Consider the following 17,745-nt stretch of genomic DNA (forward strand, 5'->3'; position numbering starts at 1 on the left):
TACGGGTCGTCCTGGTCGACGACGAGCGGATGGTCAGGACGGCCCTGCGGGTCATCCTCGACGCGGAACCGGACCTGGAGGTCGTCGGCGAGGCGGCGACCGGCGCCGAGGCCGTGTCGGTGGTGCGGGCGGAACGGCCGGACGTCGTCCTGATGGACGTGCGGATGCCGGAGATCGACGGGATCCGGGCGACCGAGCAGATCCTCCGCTCGATGCCGGAGCCGCCCCGGATCGTCGTGGTCACGACCTTCGAGAACGACGCGTACGTGTACGAGGCGCTGCGCGCGGGCGCGGCGGGGTTCCTGCTGAAGCGGGCGGCGCCGGAGGAACTGGTCGGCGCGGTCCGGCTGGTCGCCCGCAGCGACTCCCTCCTCTATCCGGCGGCGGTGCGCGCCCTGGCCGCCGAACACGCCCGCCGCTCCCCGGCGCCCCCGCCGTGGGCGGCGCGCCTGACGGAGCGGGAGGCGGAGGTGCTGCGGAACGTGGCGACGGGCCTCACGAACGCCGAGATCGCGACCCGGATGGGTGTGGGCCCGGCGACGGTGAAGACCCACGTGGCGGCGGTCCTCGCGAAGCTGGGCGCCCGCGACCGGACGCAGGCGGTCATCGTGGCGTACGAGTCGGGTTTCGTGCGGGCGGGCTGAGCGGAGACGGTCACGTGACGCCGGTCCCCAGCCCGGTCCTCCGCCAGGCCGTCAGCCCGCCCCTCCGCCCGGTCCTCAGCCCCGTCCGAACAGGCGCCGGGGCCCGGCCGGCGGCCTGGCGGGCGGCGTGGCGGCGGCCTTCGGCGGGGCCGGGACGTACGGCTGGACGTGGACCTGTTCGGCGACCGTGATCCGGCAGTGCGCCCCGGGGTCGTAACCGCCGCCCCGCACGTCGACGAGCCAGGACCCGTCGGAGACCCTGAAGACCCGGCGCCCGGCGGTCGCGCCGGAGAGGTCCCCGATCGCACGGGGCACGTGCTCCATCGCCAGCTTCCGCGCCAGCGCCTCGGCGGCGGCCCGCCCGCCCCGGTCGACCTCGTGCCGACGGGCGAGCACCCACCGGGAGTCCCCCAGCACCTGGCTCTCCTCCTCGACGAGCACCGCCCACACGGCGGCCTCCCCGCTCGTCCTGTACGCCTCGGGCACCGCGTCCTCGATCATGGCCGCACTGTACGGGCCGGTCCGACGGTCCCGACATGAAGGTTCCCTGAGAAACCGAACACATCCGGAACGTCCGCCGCCGGTCCGTTCGTCCCCCTTAGTGCGATGAACAAGACGATCAGGCACACGTCGGTCTTCGTCCTCGTCCTCGTGCTCGCCCTCCTCGGGCGGGCCACCTGGGTGCAGGCGTACGAAGGCAAGGCGCTCGCGGACGACTCGAAGAACCGGCGGAAGACGATCGCGCAGTACGCGCAGCCGCTCGGTGACATCGTCGTGGCCGGTTCGCCGGTCACCGGCTCGAAGAAGACGGAGGGATCCGATCTCGCGTACAAGCGGACCTACACGGACGGCGCGCTCTACTCGGCGGTCACCGGGTACAGCTCGCAGGCCTACGGCGCCACGCAGCTGGAGGGCATCTACGACGACGTCCTCGACGGCACCGACGACCGGCTGAAGAACCCCGTGGACGCGGTCACGCGGGAGCAGCAGAGGCCGGGGACGGTCGTCACGACGATCGACCCGGCCGTGCAGAAGGCCGCCTACGAGGCACTCGGCAGCAAGAAGGGCGCCGCCGTGGCGGTCGACCCGTCGACCGGGCGGATCCTCGCCATGGTGTCGACCCCCTCGTACGACCCGTCGGCGATCTCCGGGACGAACGACGGCGCGGCGTGGAAGGAACTCAACGCCGACGAGGACAAGCCGATGGTCAACCGGGCCCTGCGCCAGCCGCTGCCGCCCGGCTCCACCTTCAAGCTGGTCGTCGCGGCGGCGGCCCTGGAGGACGGCCTGTACGGGAACGTGGACACGGCGACGGACAGCCCGAACCCGTACACGCTGCCGAACACGCGGACCGTCCTCAAGAACGAGAACCCTTCCGCGCCCTGCGAGAACGCGACGATCCGGACCGCGCTCCAGTACTCCTGCAACAACGTCTTCGCCAAGATGGCGGTCGACCTGGGGCAGGACAAGGTGAAGGCGATGGCGGAGAAGTTCGGCTTCAACGACGACGAGCTCGACGTCCCGGTCCGCGCGTACGCGAGCGTCTACCCGTCCGGCATGGACAAGGCGCAGACCGCGCTCACCGGCATCGGCCAGTTCGACGTGACCGCGACCCCGCTGCAGATGGCCATGGTCTCGTCGGCCATCGCCAACGACGGCCTCCTCGCGGCCCCGCACATGGTCTCGGAGGTCGTCGACTCGGACGGCGACGCGCTTCAGTCGTACAAGGACGGGGACACCACCCGGATCGTCTCCTCCGCGACGGCGGAGCAGCTGCGCAGCGCCATGCGGACGGTCGTGGAGAAGGGCACCGGCAGCAACGCGGCGGTGTCCGGGGCCGAGGTCGGCGGAAAGACGGGTACGGCGCAGCACGGCGAGAACAACAGCAAGACGCCGTACGCCTGGTTCACCTCGTACGCCAAGGACCCGTCGACCGGGAAGCAGGTCGCGGTCGCGGTGATGATCGAGGACTCGGGCGCGGCGCGCTCGGAGGTCAGCGGCAACGGTCTCGCGGCGCCGGTGGCGCAGAAGATGATGAAGGCGGCGCTGAAGTGAGGTGGGGCGACGTGAGGTGCGGCGACGTGAAGTGGGGCGCCGTGAAGTGACCGGTGGGTGAGGGCGATTGGCCGTAGGGGCCCCTCACACGATATGCAGGGGCACGCCCCGCGATTCGCACGCGTACGCGAATCGCGGGGCGTGCCCCCGTCCTGGTCGTTTCCCTGTCGTTTCCGTCCGCTCCTGTGAGGACCGCCGTGCGCCTGCCCCGTTCCCTGTCCGGCTGGACGATGGCCGTCTTCGGCGTGCTCGCAGGCGCGCTCGGGGTGGTGGGACTGGTCGTCCCCGACGCCCTCCTCACGGTCATGGGCTTCGAGCCCATGCCGGCGGACCGGCGCGCGGACGGCGACCACACCCTCGTCTTCCTCACGGCCTCGTCGATGGCCGCGCTGAACATGGGCGTGTACTACGTCCTCGCCGCGCTCGCCGACTGGAAGCCGTTCTTCCGGTGGACGGTCCCCTTCCGGCTCCTGACCTGCGCGGTCTTCACCCTCGCCGTCGTCACCGGGCGCGCCCCGGCCGGCTTCCTCGGCGTGGGCCTGTGGGAGGGGTTCGGGGCCCTGGCGACCGGTCTGGCCCTGAGGTACGAGAAGCGGACCGCCGCCCGGAGTTAGGGCAGGTTCCCGATCCCCGGGACCCCTCCCCCGGCCCTCTCACGATGCGCCCCCGCCCCTCCCCGGGGAGCATGGAAGCAGGCGCGCGTGCGCTGCGGGAGGAGGGCAGGGTGACGGCCGGTTCCTTCCCGGATACGGCGGGGCACGCGGGCGTGCCCTTCGACGGCACCGGCCTCCTCGACATGCTCGGCGTCGCCGCCGTCGTCATCGACGCCCGCGGCCGCGTCGTCCTCTGGAGCCCCCAGGCGGAAGCCCTCTTCGGCTACCGCGCCGACGAGGCCCTCGGTCGCTACGTCGCCCGCCTGATCGTCGGCCCGGAGCACCGCGAGGAGGCCATGCGCCTCTTCGGCGAGGTGCTGCACGGCGGCACGACGTGGGCGGGCACCTTCCCCGTACGGCACAAGGACGGCACGACCCGCGACGTGGAGTTCCGCAACATGCGGCTCACCGACGACCTGGGCGGCCTGTACGCGCTCGGCATCGCCGCCGACCGTTCCGTCGTCGAGCGCGTCGAGACCGGTCTCGCCCTCTCCGACCGGCTCGTCTCGCAGTCCCCCATCGGCCTCGCGGTCCTCGACCCGGAGCTCCGGTACGTCCTCGTGAACCCGGCCCTGGAGCGGATCAACGGCATCCCCGCCGCGCTCCACCTCGGCCGCCGCATCGGCGACATGCTGCCGCTGGTCGACGCCGAGGCCCTGGAGACCGCGCTGCGGGCCGTCCTCGCCACGGGCACGCCGCTGCTGGACCACCAGACCACCGGCCGGACCCCGTCGGACCCGGACCACGAGCGGGCCTGGTCGCTCTCCTTCTACCGGCTCGACGGCCCCGAGGGCCGGGTCCTCGGGGTCGCCGTCTCGGTGATCGACGTGACCGAGCAGCACGACGCGGACGCGGCGGCGGGCCGGTCGCGGCGGCGCCTCGCGCTGGTGGCGGACGCCTCCGCGCGGGTCGGCACGACCCTGGAGGTGGAGCGGACCGCCGACGAGCTCGCCGGGGTCGTGGTGCCGGAGCTCGCGGACGTCGCCGCCGTCGACGTCCTGGACTCCGTCCTCGCCCTGCGCAGGCCCGGCGACAGCGAGGGCGGCGGCCCGGAGCTGTTCCGGGCGCTGGCGGTGAAGGCCTCGGGGCCGACGGAGGCGCTGCCGGCCGCCGATCCGCCGGGCGAGGTGGCGATGTACGGGGCGGACCGGCTCGTGACCCGCTGCGTCCACACGGGGATGCCGGTCCTGGTGCGGCACGTCGGCCCCGGCGACCTGCCCCGGATCGCGCGGAGCCCCGAGGCGGCGGAGCTCCTGGAGCGGGCCGGGGTCCACTCGTACCTCGCGGTGCCGCTGATCGCCCGCGGCGAGGTCCTCGGCGCGCTCGACCTCAAGCGGGACCGCAATCCGGTGCCGTTCGACGGGGACGACGTCCTGCTGGCGACGGAGCTGGCGGCGCGCGCGGCCGTGAGCATCGACAACGCCCGCTGGTACCAGAGCGTGCGGAACTCCGCCGTGACCCTCCAGCGCAGTCTCCTGCCGGGTACGCCCCCGCCGCGCGCCGGCCTGGAGGTGGCCGCCCGCTACCAGCCGGCGCAGGCGTCGAGCGAGGTCGGCGGGGACTGGTACGACGTGATCCCGCTGCCCGAGGACAAGACGGCGCTGGTCGTCGGGGACGTGATGGGCAGCGGGATCGACGCGGCGGCGACGATGGGCCGGCTGCGGACGGCGACCTGCGCGTTCGCGGACCTGGACCTGTCCCCCGCGCGGGTCCTGCACCACCTGGACCGGATCACGGCGGGCCTGGAGCACTCCATCGCGACCTGCCTCTTCGCCGTGCACGACCCGCGCTTGGGACGCTGCCGGATCGCGAACGCGGGGCACCTGCCGCCCGTGCGGATCCCGGTGGACGGCCCGGCCGAGCTGGTGACGGTCTCCCCGGGGGTCCCGCTCGGGGTGGGCGGCGTCCCCGGCGGCGCCCCCGGCGGTCGCCCCGGCGGCGGCACGTTCCGCACGGCCCGTGTCCCGTTCCGTCCCGGTGACGTCCTCGTCCTGTACACGGACGGTCTCGTCGAGACCCGCGACGAGGCGATCGACGACCGGCTCGCCCTGCTCGTCGAGATCCTCGACGGGGCGCGGGGGTCCCTGGAGGAGACCTGCGACCTGCTGCTCCGGTCCCTGCGGCGGCCGGGCGCACAGGACGACGTGGCGCTGCTCGTCGCCCGGAGCAGGAGCACGGGATGACGCCCCGCCGGACTCCCCGCGACCGCCGACGCGGCAGCGCTCACGGCACGGGAGCGCCCGCCGGTGACCGCCACACCGGCCTCCGCAGCGTCGCCGGCCAGGTCTTCGCCCTGGAGGCCCTCATCGCCCTGCTCGTCATCGCCGCCGCCGTCTTCGTGATCTTCCACCAGGCCCAGCGGGACACCGAACGCGACGCCCGCATCCGTTCCCTCGCCGTCGCCGAGGCCTTCGCGAAGGCCCCCGGCGTCGACGACGCCCTGACCTCGCCCGACCCCACGGCCGCGCTCCAGGACCGGGCGGAGCAGACCCGCCGCGCCACGGGCGTCGACTTCGTCGCGGTCCTCGGCCCGTCCGGCATCCGGTACACCGACTCGCAGCCGGAGCTGATCGGCCGGACGGCGACCGGGGACCTGACCCGGGCGACGGTGGACGGGGAGTCCTTCACGGAGGTCTTCCGGGGCGAGCCCAACGACGCGGTCCGGGCCGTGGTCCCGGTCGTCGACGACGGGGGCAGGATCGTCGGGATGGTCAGCAGCGGCGTCGAGGTGCAGAGCATCTCGGACGCGCTGCGGGGCCGGGTGCCGTTCCTCGCCGGCGCGGCGGCCGGCGCCCTCGCGCTCGCGGTGGGCGGCGCGGGCCTGGTGAGCCGCCGGCTGCGGCGGCAGACCCACGGCCTCGGCCCGACCGAGATGACCCGGATGAAGGAGCACCACGAGGCGGTCCTGCACGCCGTCCGGGAGGGCGTGCTCATCCTGGGCCCCGACCGCCGGCTGCTGCTCGCCAACGACGAGGCCCGCCGGCTGCTCGGCCTGTCGGCGGAGGCGGAGACGGAGCGGCGGCACGTGTCGGAGCTCGGTCTCGACCCCCGTACGGTCGAGCTCCTCGTCTCGGGCCGGGTGGCCACCGACGAGGTCCACCGGGCGGGCGACCGGCTGATCGCGGTGAGCGTCCGGCCGACGATCCCGGACGGGATCGGCACGGGCAGCGTCATGACGATGCGGGACACGACGGAGCTGGCGGCCGTGACCGGCCGGGCGGCGGTCGCCCGGGGCAGGCTCCAGCTCCTGTACGAGGCGGGGGTGCGGATCGGCACGACCCTGGAGGTCGTCAGGACGGCGGAGGAGCTCGCGGAGGTGGCGGTGCCGCGCTTCGCCGACTTCACGACGGTGGAGCTCCTGGAACCGGTGCTGCGCGGCGAGGAGCCCCCCGCGTCGGCGCTGGCGGCGGCCGAGATGCGGCGGACGGCGCTGAGCGGGCTGCGGCCCGACCAGCCGCTCCAGCCGGTCGGCGACACGGTCCGGTACGACGTGGAGGGGGCGCCGATGGCGACGGCCCTCGCGGCGGGGCACTCGGTGGAGACGGAGCTGGCCACGGCGGAGGCCTGGCGGGCCCAGGACCCGGAAGGGGCGGCGCAGGCCCTCGCGTACGGGATGCACTCGCTGCTCACGGTGCCGCTGATGGCGCGCGGGGTGGTCCTCGGGATGGCCAACTTCTGGCGCGCGGACACCCCGGAGCCCTTCGGCGAGGAGGACATGTCGTTCGCGGAGGAGCTGGCGGCGCGGGCGGCGGTGGCGATCGACAACGCCCGCCGGTTCACCCGCGAGCACGCGATGGCGGTGACCCTCCAGCGGAGCCTGCTGCCCCGGGTGCTGCCGGACCGGAGCGCGGTGGACGTGGCCTACCGCTACCTCCCGGCGAAGGAGGGGGTGGGCGGTGACTGGTTCGACGTGATCCCGCTGCCGGGCGCGCGGGTGGCCCTGGTGGTCGGGGACGTGGTGGGGCACGGGCTGCACGCGGCGGCCACGATGGGGCGGCTGCGGACGGCGGTGCACAACTTCTCGACGCTCGACGTCCCGCCGGACGAGCTCCTCGGCCACCTCGACGAGCTGACGGGCCGGATCGACGACGCGGAGACGGGCGGCCCGCAGGACGCGGCCGACGGGGAGGACACGGCGGGCGACGGGCGGCGGCCGGACGCGGGCATCACGGGGGCGACCTGCCTGTACGCGATCTACGACCCGGCGTCCGGGCGGTGCGAGGTGGCGAGCGCGGGGCATCCGGGGCCGGCGTTCGTGGACCCGGAGGGGCGGGTGGAGTTCCCGGAGCTGGCGCCGGGGCTGCCGCTGGGGCTCGGGCTCGGGGACATGCCGTTCGAGACGACGGAGCTGTGGCTGCCGGAGGGGAGCAAGCTGGTGCTCTTCACGGACGGGCTCCTGGAGGACCGGGGCCGGGACCTGGACACGGGTCTCGCGCTGCTGCGGTCGACGCTGGCGCGCCCGGACCGTACGCCCGAGCAGACCTGTGCGGACGTCCTCGCGACGCTGCTGTCGTCCTCGCCGCGCGACGACATCGCGCTCCTCGTGGCGCGGACCCGGATGCTCGACCGGGAGCGGATCGCGGAGTGGGACGTCGAGCGGGACCCGTCGGCGGTCTCGCCGGTACGGAACGCGGCGGCGGCGAAGCTGTCGGACTGGGGGCTCGAGGGGCTGGCGTTCACGGCGGAGCTCGTCCTGAGCGAGCTGATCACGAACGCGGTGCGGTACGGGGCGGATCCGGTGCGGGTACGGCTGCTCCACGACCGGGCGACGCTGATCTGCGAGGTCTCGGACGGCAGCAGCACCTCCCCGCACCTGCGGCACGCGGCGGCGACGGACGAGGGCGGGCGCGGGCTGTACCTGGTGGCGCGGTACGCGGAGCGCTGGGGCACGCGGTACGGCCGGCGCGGCAAGACGATCTGGGCGGAACTGCGGGTGGACGGCGGCGGCGGGGAGGACGCGGAGCCGGAGGGGGCGGGGATGCCGGACCTGGACGCGCTGGAGGACCTGGCCTGGTGAGGAGCGGGGCGGGTGGGGGCGGGCCACTACCGGGCCAGGGCAAAGCCGGGCCGGAGCCGGGCAGGGCAGGGCAGGGCAGGAGCTCGGCCGAGCCGGCCCGGGTCCCAGGATCCCGCCGTCTGGTATACCAGGGTGGTATACCAGCAGTCCCCGGACCGAGGAGCCCCCGTGACCACGCCCCCGCCCCGTACCGCGACCGTGTTCCACGACGTCCGGCCCTTCGGGGGCCCGGCCCGCGACCTGGTCGCCGTCGACGGGGTCCTGGTCGCCGACGTCTCCGAGGTCCCGGCGGACGCCGTCGTCGAGCGGGTCGACGGGGGCGGGCGGCTCGCGCTGCCGACCCTGGTCGACGCCCACATCCACCCCGACAAGACGTCCTGGGGCGAGCCCTGGCACACCAGGCGGCCCGCGCGGGGCATCGCGGAGTACGTCGCCGGGGACGTCGAGCTCGCCCGCGCGCTGCCCACCCCGGTGGGCGAGCGGGCGCTGCGGCTGATGTCGCACGCGGCGGCCCGGGGCACGCGCGCGATGCGCGCCCACGCGGACGTGGCACCGGCGTTCGGCCTCTCCGGCGTCGAGGGCGTCGCCGAGGCGGCCCGGAAGCTGGCCGGGATCGTCGACGTCGAGCTGGTCGCGTTCCCGCAGCACGGGGTGGTCCGGGAGCCGGGCGTCGCCGAGCTCCTGGCGGAGGCCGCCGCGAGCGGGCTCGTCTCCCACATCGGCGGGATCGACCCGGCCGGCTACGACGCGGAGGGCTGCGGGGACGGCGACCAGCTGGGCACGGTCTTCACCCTCGCCGAGAAGCACGGCCTCGGCCTCGACATCCACCTCCACGACCGGGGCGAGACGGGCCTCGGGCCGCTGCGGGACATCGCGGCCAGGACCCGCGCGCTCGGCCTCCGGGGCAAGGTGAACGTCGGGCACGCCTTCGCGGTCGCCCAGCTCTCCGGGCGCGAGCTCGACGAGACGGCCGACCTGCTCGCGGAGGCCGGGGTCTCGCTCACCACGGTCGCCCTGTCGGGGACGACGATCCTGCCGTTCCGGCGCCTGGCCGAGCGCGGGGTGACGGTCGGGCTCGGTTCGGACGGCGTCAGGGACAGCTGGAGCCCGTTCGGCAACGCGGACATGCTGCACCGGGCCTGGCTCGCCGCCTGGGCGCTCGACGCCCGCCTCGACGAGGAGCTGGAGGCCTGCTTCCGGCTCGCGGCCGACGGCGGCGCGGAGCTCCTCGGCCTGCCGAGGGCGGAGCTCCGCCCCGGCTCCCCCGCCGACTTCATGCTCCTCGACGGCGAGTGCGTGCCGCAGGCGGTCGTCGACCAGCCGGGCGTCGAGCTCGTGGTGCGGGCGGGCCGGGTGGTGGCCGTGGACGGCCGCCTGGTCTGAGCGGCGGGCCGGGAGCCGGGTCTGCGAAGATCGGGTGTCCTCCACCCCCACACGTCGGCACCGGAGCCCCATGAACCCGTCCCGCCCCGGCGACCCCGTCGCAGAAGAGGCCAGGCCGTCCCTGCGGGAGCGGGTGTACGCGGAGCTGCGCGAGCGCATCATCGAGGCCGAGTACCCGCCGGGGACCCGGCTCGTCGAGCGCGAGATCGCCGAGGAGCTCCGGGTCTCCCGGGTGCCGGTGCGGGAGGCCGTGCAGCGCCTCGAGTCGGAGGGCTTCCTCTCGGTGCGGCCCCGGCAGGGCTCGGTCGTGACGGCGTTCGGGCCGGAGGAGGCCGAGGACCTCTTCGACGTACGGGAGAACCTGGAGGGCCTCGCCGCCCGTCTCGCCGCCCGGCACGCGGGACCCGAGGCCCTGCGCGCCCTGGAGGAGCTCCTCGCCCGGGCGCGGCGGGCGGTGGCGGCGGGCCGGCTGCGCGAGGCGGTCTCGCTCAACGCCGACTTCCACCGGTCGGTCGTCGAACTCTCCGGCAACCCGCTCCTGGTGGAGCTGATGACCCCGCTCGACGCCCGGCTGCGGCGGCTCTTCCGGCTGACGTCGGCCGAGTCGGACGGCGAGCCGATGTGCGGCGCGCACGAGCGGCTCTTCGAGGCGGTACGGGACGGGGACGAGGCGGCCGCCGAGTCCCTGGCCCGCGCCCATGTCGCGGCGACCCGCGCCTCGACCCTGCGGCTCCTCGCCGAGGGCCGCAGGGGCGTGTCAGACACCCCCTAGAGCCGCCAGGGCCCGCAGCTCCCCGCGGACGGTTTCCAGGTCCGTGTCCGAGGCCAGGCCCGCGTGGTAGAGCCGGAGTTCGGTGGCGCCGGCCGCGCGGGCGGCCACCGCGTCACGGGCCAGGCGGGCGGGGGCGCCGCCCATGCCGGTGACGACGGACAGGTTGGCGGCGACGACCGTTCCGGGCCGTGCGCGGGCCGCGAAGGCGGCGACCTTCGGCGGGCGGGCGACGACGCCGTCCGCGAGGCCCAGGACGTGCGCGGGGTCCGTACCGGCGTCGGCGCCGCAGCGGTACGGGTCGGGGTCCGCGTGCAGCAGGACGCGGAAGCCGGGCGGGGCGGCGGCGCGGACGGCCGCCACGGCCTCGTCCTGGAAGGAGCGCGCCGCCCCGGCGCGCCAGGCGCGGGCGGGTGCCTCCAGGGCGCCGAGCCCGCCGGCGGGCCCCGATCCGGCCCACACGGGTGCGAGGGCCGCGCGGACGGCGGCGGCGAGCGCGTCGGGATCGGCGCCCGCGTTCCCGTACCCCTCGCGGCACGAGGGGCAGAAGCAGAGGGACATCAGGTACTGCTCGCGCTCGCCCAGCGGGACCCCGGAGGTCTTGTCGTGGGCGTGGAGGTGGGCGAAGCCGTACCAGCCGCAGGACTCCAGCTCGGTGCCGGCGGCGCCGGGCCGCACGGCGGCCTCGGCGGCGAGGCCGACGAGCAGGGCGCGGACGTCGGGGCGGGCGACGCACGGGGCCCAGGGGTAGCGGTCGCCGTAGGCGTTGACGACGGAGGTCTCGGGGTGTTCGGCGCCGAGGCGGGAGTTGTGGGCGAGGACGACCCAGCTGTGCACGTCGAGCCCGGTGCCGTCGAGGGCCTCCGCGGCGCGGCCGTACGCGTCGCCGGGGGCCCACTGCCCCGCCGGGTACGGGCGCAGGGCCCGGCCGGCCCAGCGGGCGGGGTCCGGCGGGTAGAGGACGGCGGCGTGTTCGGCGGTGACGATCCGGTGCGCCGGGTGGCGGGGGCTGAGCGCGCGGGTGGAGTGGTAGGCGGCGGCGAGGGTCACCTGGGTGACGCCGAGCCGGGCGAGTGCGGCGAGGCGGCCGGGGGCGGCGGGGTCGCCGTCGACGTCCCAGGGATAGAGGAAGACGCCCGCTCTCACGCTCCGGCCTCCTAGCCGTCCGCTGCTCCCGTCGCCCTGCCGGTCGTCCTGACGGTCATCCCGACGGCCGGCCCGACAGTCGTCCACATCCTTGAACAGTGACGACCCGGCGCACGCTAGATCAGCCCCGAAGCGCGGGTCAAGGCCTGGGGGTACGGCAGGAAAAGCCTCGCTGGACCGGCTCTTGACGCTCCGTCGCCGCACTCCCTAGCGTGTCCATGGTTGTGAACGCGACCCAACCGAGGAGACCCGCTCCATGCCCGCACCCCGCACCGTCCTCCTCACCGGCGCCGCCGGCGGCGTCGGCACGCTGATGCGGGAGCTGCTGCCCGCGTACGGCTACGAGCTCCGCCTCCTGGACGTCGTCCCCGTCGCGGGCGAACCGGACGCCGTCGTCGCCGACCTCGCGGACCGCGCGGCCCTGCGCGAGGCCGTCCGGGGCGTCGACGCGATCGTGCACCTCGCCGGGATCTCCCTGGAGGCCGGGTTCGACGCGATCGTGGCCGCGAACATCACCGGCACCCACCACCTCTACGAGGCGGCCCGCGAGGAGGGCGTCCGGCGCGTCGTGTTCGCCTCCAGCAACCACGCCGTCGGCTTCACCCGCCGCCCGGGCGAGGGCGAGCCGCGGGTCCCCGTCACCACCCCGCACCGCCCCGACACCTTCTACGGCCTCTCCAAGTGCTTCGGCGAGGACCTCGCCCAGCTCTACTGGGACCGGGACGGCATCGAGACGGTCTCCGTCCGCATCGGCTCCTGCTTCCCCGAGCCCACCTCGGTCCGGATGCTGTCGCTCTGGCTCAGCCCCGGCGACTGCGCGCGCCTCCTCCACGCCTCGCTCACCGCGGAGTCCGTGGGCCACACCGTGGTGAACGGCTCCTCGGCCAACACGCGCCTGTGGTGGGACCTCTCCACGGCCCGGGCACTCGGCTACGAGCCGCGGGACGACTCGGAGGCGTACGCGGAGAAGCTGATCGCGGAGCAGGGCCTGCCGGAGGAGGGGAGCGCCGACGACGTGTACCTCGGCGGCCGGTTCTGCGTGGACCCGCCGCGCTGGCCGCACTGAGCGCGGGGGAGAGCTCAGTGGGGCCGGCGCGGCGGTCGGCGGTGACACCCGGCCGGCCCGCTACGGGGGGATGGAGCCGACCAGGTTCCGCGTCACGGCGTGCGCTGGCAAAGCCGGACATGTCCACGTTATGCACGGGCGGGAATCACCGCGAGCCGCGGAACGCGGCCGGTGTCCGCATTGCGCGACGACGTTGCCGAAGACCTGACGGACTCCCCCGACGGCGTGGCACGACGCCGTGCGCCCGCCCTCCGGTCAGCCCTCCGACCGGCCCTCCGCCCCCCTCCGGTCAGCCGCCGTTCCTGAGCGTCCGGGACGGCGTCTCGCCGAACTTCTCCCGGTACCGGGCCGCGAACCGCCCCTGGTGGGCGAAGCCCCAGCGCCAGGACACCTCGCTCACGCTCACCTCGTCCGGCGCGGCCGCCCGCAGCTCCTCGCGGACCCGGTCGAGGCGGACCTCGCGCACGTACGCCATCGGGGACAGGCCCACGTACTCCCGGAAGGACTCCTGGAGGCGCCGCACGCTGACCCGGCCGACGGCGGCGAGTTCGGCGGTGGTGAAGGGGTGCTCGGGACGCTCCCGCACGGCGTCCATCGCGCGCTTGACGGGCGCGGGGCGGCGGGGCTCGCCGGGGTGGTCGAGGGCCTCGCGCCAGGGGTGGTCGGCGGCCAGGAGCAGCCCGTTGAGCAGGGCCTCCTGGAGCGGCTTGGCGACGAGCTCGTGCCGGGCGACGCCCTCGCCGGCGAAGGCCTCGGCGGCGACCTGCCGGGCGAGGCGGACCCAGCTCGCGCCGGGGCCCCGCGTGACGTCCAGGTACGGCCGGAAGGTGAGCGGGCCGTTCAGCGGACGGCCGAGCAGGCGCTCCAGGCACTCCCGCAGTTCGGCCGCCCCGACCTTCACGGCGAGGTTCCGGCAGTCGCCGGTCCAGCGGTCGAGGACGGTGTCCCCTGCGGGGTCGAGCAGGACGGCCTCGGTGGCGGTCGCGACGAGGGCCGGGCCGCTGCCCTGGCGGACCGCCATGCTGCCGCCGAGCGGGGCGTTCAGGTGGTAGGCGCCGAGCTCACCGAAGGTCATCCGGACGTCCGCCCCGCAGCTCAGGTCGCCGAGGACGAGGGGTCCGAGCTGGACGGTGTCGAAGCGCGCCGCGAAGGGGCCGCCCTGGCCCCCGAGGACGTCCATGCGGTTCGCGTAGTACCGCGCGCCGAGCTCCTCGCGCGCCTCGTCGACGTCCCGCGTGCGGAACGAGATCCCACCCATGGCACCCATTGTCTTCGAACGAATCTTCTTGTGGTCGAACCGGATGAGGGTAAGGGAACGGCAAAGGTGTGCGGTTCGTTACCCCTGGCATGACCGCTATGACCCCCGGCTCGAACATTCCTCTCTCCGCCGCGCGCGTGGCGGTGGACGTCGCCGCCCCCGTGCGGCTCGACGTTTCGGGCCTGCTGCTCGGCGCCAACGGCAAGGTGCGCTCGGACGACGACTTCATCTTCTACAACCAGCCCGCCGGGCCCGGTGTCACCTACCGCTCCGGCGGCGGCACCGCGCCCGACGCGATCGTGGTCGACACGACGGCGCTCCCGCCCGGCATCGAGCGGATCGTCGTCACGGCGAGCCCCGACGCGGCCGGCCAGACCTTCCAGGGCATCGAGCCCACGGCCACCGTCCGCGACGCGGACTCCGGCGGCGTCCTCGCCACCTTCACCCCGCCGCGGCTCGCCACCGAGACCGCCCTCGTGGTCGTGGAGATCTACCTGCGCAACGGCGCGTGGAAGGCCCGCGCGGTGGGCCAGGGGTACGCGAACGGTCTGGCCGGCATCGCGACGGACTTCGGCGTCTCCGTGGAGGAGGAGCCGGCGGCGCCCGCCGCACCCGCGGCGCAGCCGGTGGCTGCCCCGGTCCCCCCGGCCCCGCCGGCTCCCCCGGTGGACCCGCGGATCGCCACCGCAGTCCCGCCCGCGCCTCCGGCCGCTCCCCCGGTCCCGCCGGCTCCCGCGCCCGTCTCCACCGGGAAGATCAACCTCGACAAGGGCCGGGTCAGCCTCCAGAAGAACCAGACGGTCTCGCTGGTCAAGGGCGGCCGCCCGCTGCTCTCCCAGGTCAAGATGGGCCTCGGCTGGGAGCCCGCGTACCGGGGCAAGGACATCGACCTGGACGCCTCGGTCATCGCGTACGGGCCGCAGCGCAACCACCTGGACAGCTGCTACTTCGGCAAGCTGTCGATCCTGGGCGGCGCGATCAAGCACTCCGGTGACAACCTCACCGGCGAGGGCGCGGGCGACGACGAGGTGATCGTCGTCGACCTCGGACGGCTGCCTGCCGACGCCACGGGCCTGGTGTTCACGGTGAACTCCTTCTCCGGCCAGAAGTTCACCGAGGTCGCCAAGGCGTACTGCCGCCTGATGGACGCGACGACCGGCGAGGAGCTGGTCCGCTTCGAGCTGACCTCGGCCGAGCCGCAGACGGGCGTGATGATGGCCAAGCTGATCAAGCAGTTCAGCGGCGAGTGGGAGATGACGGCGATGGGCGAGTTCGTGAAGTCGCGGACGGTCCGGGGCATGGTGAAGCCGGCGGCGCAGGCGCTGTAGGCACGGCGGGCACGCACACGGGCACGACACAGGAGGGGCGCGTCGGACGGCGCGCCCCTCCCGCGTGCGGGGACCGGCCCTACGGCATCCCGGCCGTGGGGCCGGGGCAGTCCAGGACGGCGCACATCGACGACGGGACGGCCGGGGCCGGTATGCCGGTGACCTCGGCGACCTCCACGGCGTCGTCCGCGAGCTGTTCGAGGGCGGCCCAGATCTCCGTGGTGACGCGGACGGCCTCCTCCGCGTCCCCCGCCTCGCAGGCGTCGATGAGCCGGGTGTGCAGGTCGACGGAGCCGCAGCTCTCGGCGTCGCCGAAGAGCCGCCGCTCCACGCGGCGGATCAGCGGGGTGTAGCGGGCGATGGTCGCGGCGAGCGCGTGGTTGCCGCTGGCGCCGACGAGGACGTGGTGGAGGGCGTCGTCGGCGCACAGGGCGGCGTCGACGTCGTTCGCGGCGACGGCCGCCGCGAAGCGCTCGTTGGCCTCGCGCATGGCGCGGACGCCCTCAGGGCCGAGGAGCGGGACGCCCGTACGGGCGGCGAGCTCGTGCATGACCCGGACGACGGTGGCGGCGTCGCGGACGACACGGCTGACGGGGCGCGTGACGCGGGTGTAGCTCTGCGGCCGGGTCTCGACGAGTCCCTCGTCGCACAGCCGGGCCAGGGCCTCGCGCACGGAAGCGCGCGAGAGCCCCAGCCCGTCGGCCAGGTCGGCGTCGTTCACCGGGGCGCCCGGGGCGAGATCGCCGCGCACGATGGCCTCACGCAGCGCCTCGTACGCCCGGTCACGCAGGGGGGTCCGGCTCACGGGCCGCAAAACGTCCATGATCTGACATCGTAGTTGTCCGATCATGGACGTGACCAGGACGTGACCAGGGATCACGTCCCGTCCCGCGGCAGGTGTCAGCGGCGGGGCTGGCGGCGCCAGGGGCCGGTGATCGCGACCATGACGCCGGGGTCCTGGATGCTGGCGAAGAGGGTGTCGCCGTCGGGCGAGAAGCAGACGCCGGTGAACTCGCTGTCGTTCAGGTCGTTGCGGGCGATCGGGTAGGTACGGCCCGAGTCGGTCGCGCCGAAGAGGTGCTGGACGCCCTCGCCGTCCTCGGCGATGACGATGCCGCCGTACGGGGAGACGGTGATGTTGTCGGGGCCGTCGAAGGCGCCGTCCTCGTCGGGGGCGGCGTTGACGCCGAGGAGCACCTTGAGGGTGAGGGTGCGCCGCTTGGGGTCGTAGAACCAGACCTGGCCGTCGTGGGCGGCCCCGGGGCTCTCCTCGCGGGCGTAGGAGGAGACGACGTAGGCGCCGCCGTCCGCCCACCACATGCCCTCCAGCTTGCGGGCGCGGGTGACCTGGCCGCCGGTGAACTGCTTGCGGACGGGGGTGGTGCGGGCGTCGCGGTCCGGGACGTCGGTCCAGTCGACGCCGTAGACGGTGCCGATGCGCGTCGCGCGGGAGAGGTCGTCGACGAAGCGGCCCGAGGAGTCGATGCACTTGGCGGCCTGCAGGACGCCGGCGTCGTCGGCGAGGGCGCGGAGCCGGCCGCGGCCGTGCTCGAAGTCCTGCGGGGGCGTCCAGCGGAAGAGCAGGCCGTTGGGGTTGGAGGCGTCCTCGGTGAGGTAGGCGTGGCCGCGCCTGGGGTCGATGACGACGGCCTCGTGGTCGTACCGTCCGAAGGCCTTGACCGGGCGGGGGTCGCGGTTGGCGCGGGCGTCGCGGGGGTCGACCTCGAAGACGTAACCGTGGTCCCGGGTCATGCCGTTGACGCCGGCGAGGTCCGAGTTCTCCTCGCCGGTGAGCCAGGTGCCCCAGGCGGTGGAGCCGCCCGCGCAGTTGGTGGAGGTGCCGGCGATGCCGACCCACTCGGAGACGGTGCCGTCGCGGTGGACCTCGACGACGGTGCAGCCGCCCGAGGCGGCCGGGTCGTAGACGAGGCCCTCGGTGAGCGGGACGGGGTGGTCCCACTTCGAGCGGGGGCCCTTGAGCTCGTGGTTGTTGACGAGGTACGTGGTCCCGCGCGGACCGGCGAAGGCGGCGGTGCCGTCGTGCTTCTGCGGGGTGAACTCGCCGCTCTCCAGGCGGGTGACACCGGCGCGGGTGAGGACGCGGTACGAGAACCCGGCGGGCAGCGCGAGCATCCCCGCCGGGTCGGCGACGAGCTCCCCGTACCCGAGCCGCTGCCCGCGCCCCTCCCCGTGCGCCGACGGCTCGTCGGAGGCCAGCGCCGCGGGCGCGGTGGCGAGGGCCCCCACGGCCCCGGTGAGGGCGAGCCCCGCACCGGCGACGGCGGACTGCTTGGCGAACTCTCTGCGGTTGAGAGGCATGGTGAACGGGTCTCCCTGGGACGTCCGGTTTCTCCCGCCCACCCTCCCGCCCGCCCACGAACGCCACTTGAACACCACGGGAACGCTCGTGGGTGGCGCGAAGCCCC

Annotated in this window: 14 protein-coding genes; 9 read left to right on the plus strand and 5 right to left on the minus strand. The window is 74.9% G+C overall.

Annotation, left to right across the window (positions count from 1 at the left end; translation table 11 throughout):
• Window positions 1–29 precede the first annotated feature (29 nt).
• A complete protein-coding gene (locus AB0G79_RS16290; RefSeq protein WP_360807063.1) occupies window positions 30–644 on the plus strand; it encodes a response regulator transcription factor in 615 nt (204 codons plus the stop codon).
• A 75-nt stretch (window positions 645–719) separates the two neighbouring features.
• Here AB0G79_RS16290 and AB0G79_RS16295 read toward each other — a convergent pair whose 3' ends face one another.
• A complete protein-coding gene (locus AB0G79_RS16295) occupies window positions 720–1,145 on the minus strand; it encodes a hypothetical protein (protein ID WP_360806722.1) in 426 nt (141 codons plus the stop codon).
• 105 nt (window positions 1,146–1,250) lie between these two features.
• Between AB0G79_RS16295 and AB0G79_RS16300 the strand changes: the two genes are divergently transcribed.
• The 6 genes from AB0G79_RS16300 (at window position 1,251) to AB0G79_RS16325 (ending at window position 10,524) form a co-directional block, all read left to right on the plus strand.
• Window positions 1,251–2,699, plus strand: a complete 1,449-nt coding sequence (locus AB0G79_RS16300) for a penicillin-binding transpeptidase domain-containing protein (RefSeq protein ID WP_360806725.1) — start codon at window positions 1,251–1,253, stop codon at window positions 2,697–2,699.
• Between the two features lie 197 nt (window positions 2,700–2,896).
• Window positions 2,897–3,313 (plus strand): hypothetical protein, encoded by a 417-nt coding sequence (locus AB0G79_RS16305; protein WP_360806728.1) that lies wholly within the window; start codon window positions 2,897–2,899, stop codon window positions 3,311–3,313.
• Between the two features lie 110 nt (window positions 3,314–3,423).
• Window positions 3,424–5,535, plus strand: a complete 2,112-nt coding sequence (locus AB0G79_RS16310) for a SpoIIE family protein phosphatase (RefSeq protein WP_360806731.1) — start codon at window positions 3,424–3,426, stop codon at window positions 5,533–5,535.
• The gene (locus tag AB0G79_RS16315; protein WP_360806734.1) at window positions 5,532–8,369 is read left to right on the plus strand and encodes a SpoIIE family protein phosphatase; all 2,838 of its coding nucleotides are present in this window, start codon (window positions 5,532–5,534) and stop codon (window positions 8,367–8,369) included. Before AB0G79_RS16310 ends, AB0G79_RS16315 begins: the two co-directional genes overlap by 4 nt.
• Before the next feature lie 168 nt (window positions 8,370–8,537).
• Window positions 8,538–9,752, plus strand: coding sequence for an amidohydrolase (locus tag AB0G79_RS16320; protein ID WP_360806737.1), 1,215 nt, complete (start codon window positions 8,538–8,540; stop codon window positions 9,750–9,752).
• A 70-nt stretch (window positions 9,753–9,822) separates the two neighbouring features.
• Window positions 9,823–10,524: a GntR family transcriptional regulator gene (locus tag AB0G79_RS16325; protein ID WP_360806740.1), complete on the plus strand. Its 702-nt coding sequence runs from the start codon at window positions 9,823–9,825 to the stop codon at window positions 10,522–10,524.
• Here the strand turns inward: AB0G79_RS16325 and AB0G79_RS16330 are convergent.
• Window positions 10,510–11,667, minus strand: coding sequence for a hypothetical protein (locus tag AB0G79_RS16330; RefSeq protein WP_360806743.1), 1,158 nt, complete (start codon window positions 11,665–11,667; stop codon window positions 10,510–10,512). The genes AB0G79_RS16325 and AB0G79_RS16330 overlap by 15 nt on opposite strands.
• A 256-nt stretch (window positions 11,668–11,923) precedes the next feature.
• Between AB0G79_RS16330 and AB0G79_RS16335 the strand changes: the two genes are divergently transcribed.
• Window positions 11,924–12,733, plus strand: coding sequence for an NAD(P)-dependent oxidoreductase (locus tag AB0G79_RS16335; RefSeq protein WP_360806746.1), 810 nt, complete (start codon window positions 11,924–11,926; stop codon window positions 12,731–12,733).
• A 289-nt stretch (window positions 12,734–13,022) separates the two neighbouring features.
• Here AB0G79_RS16335 and AB0G79_RS16340 read toward each other — a convergent pair whose 3' ends face one another.
• Entirely contained in the window at window positions 13,023–13,991 is a 969-nt protein-coding gene (locus AB0G79_RS16340) for an AraC family transcriptional regulator (RefSeq protein ID WP_360806749.1), read from the minus strand.
• A 98-nt stretch (window positions 13,992–14,089) separates the two neighbouring features.
• On the opposite strand from AB0G79_RS16340, the gene AB0G79_RS16345 reads away from it, so the two are divergent.
• A complete protein-coding gene (locus tag AB0G79_RS16345) occupies window positions 14,090–15,319 on the plus strand; it encodes a TerD family protein (RefSeq protein ID WP_360807065.1) in 1,230 nt (409 codons plus the stop codon).
• 79 nt (window positions 15,320–15,398) lie between these two features.
• Here the strand turns inward: AB0G79_RS16345 and AB0G79_RS16350 are convergent, their stop codons facing one another.
• Window positions 15,399–16,142: a GntR family transcriptional regulator gene (locus AB0G79_RS16350; protein ID WP_360806752.1), complete on the minus strand. Its 744-nt coding sequence runs from the start codon at window positions 16,140–16,142 to the stop codon at window positions 15,399–15,401.
• Between the two features lie 77 nt (window positions 16,143–16,219).
• Complete coding sequence (locus AB0G79_RS16355) at window positions 16,220–17,638, minus strand: alkaline phosphatase PhoX (protein WP_360806755.1); 1,419 nt, start codon at window positions 17,636–17,638, stop codon at window positions 16,220–16,222.
• Between the last annotated feature and the right edge of the window lie 107 nt (window positions 17,639–17,745).

Origin of the sequence: Streptomyces sp. NPDC020807, from assembly GCF_040641575.1 — a bacterium.
GTDB lineage: Bacteria > Actinomycetota > Actinomycetes > Streptomycetales > Streptomycetaceae > Streptomyces.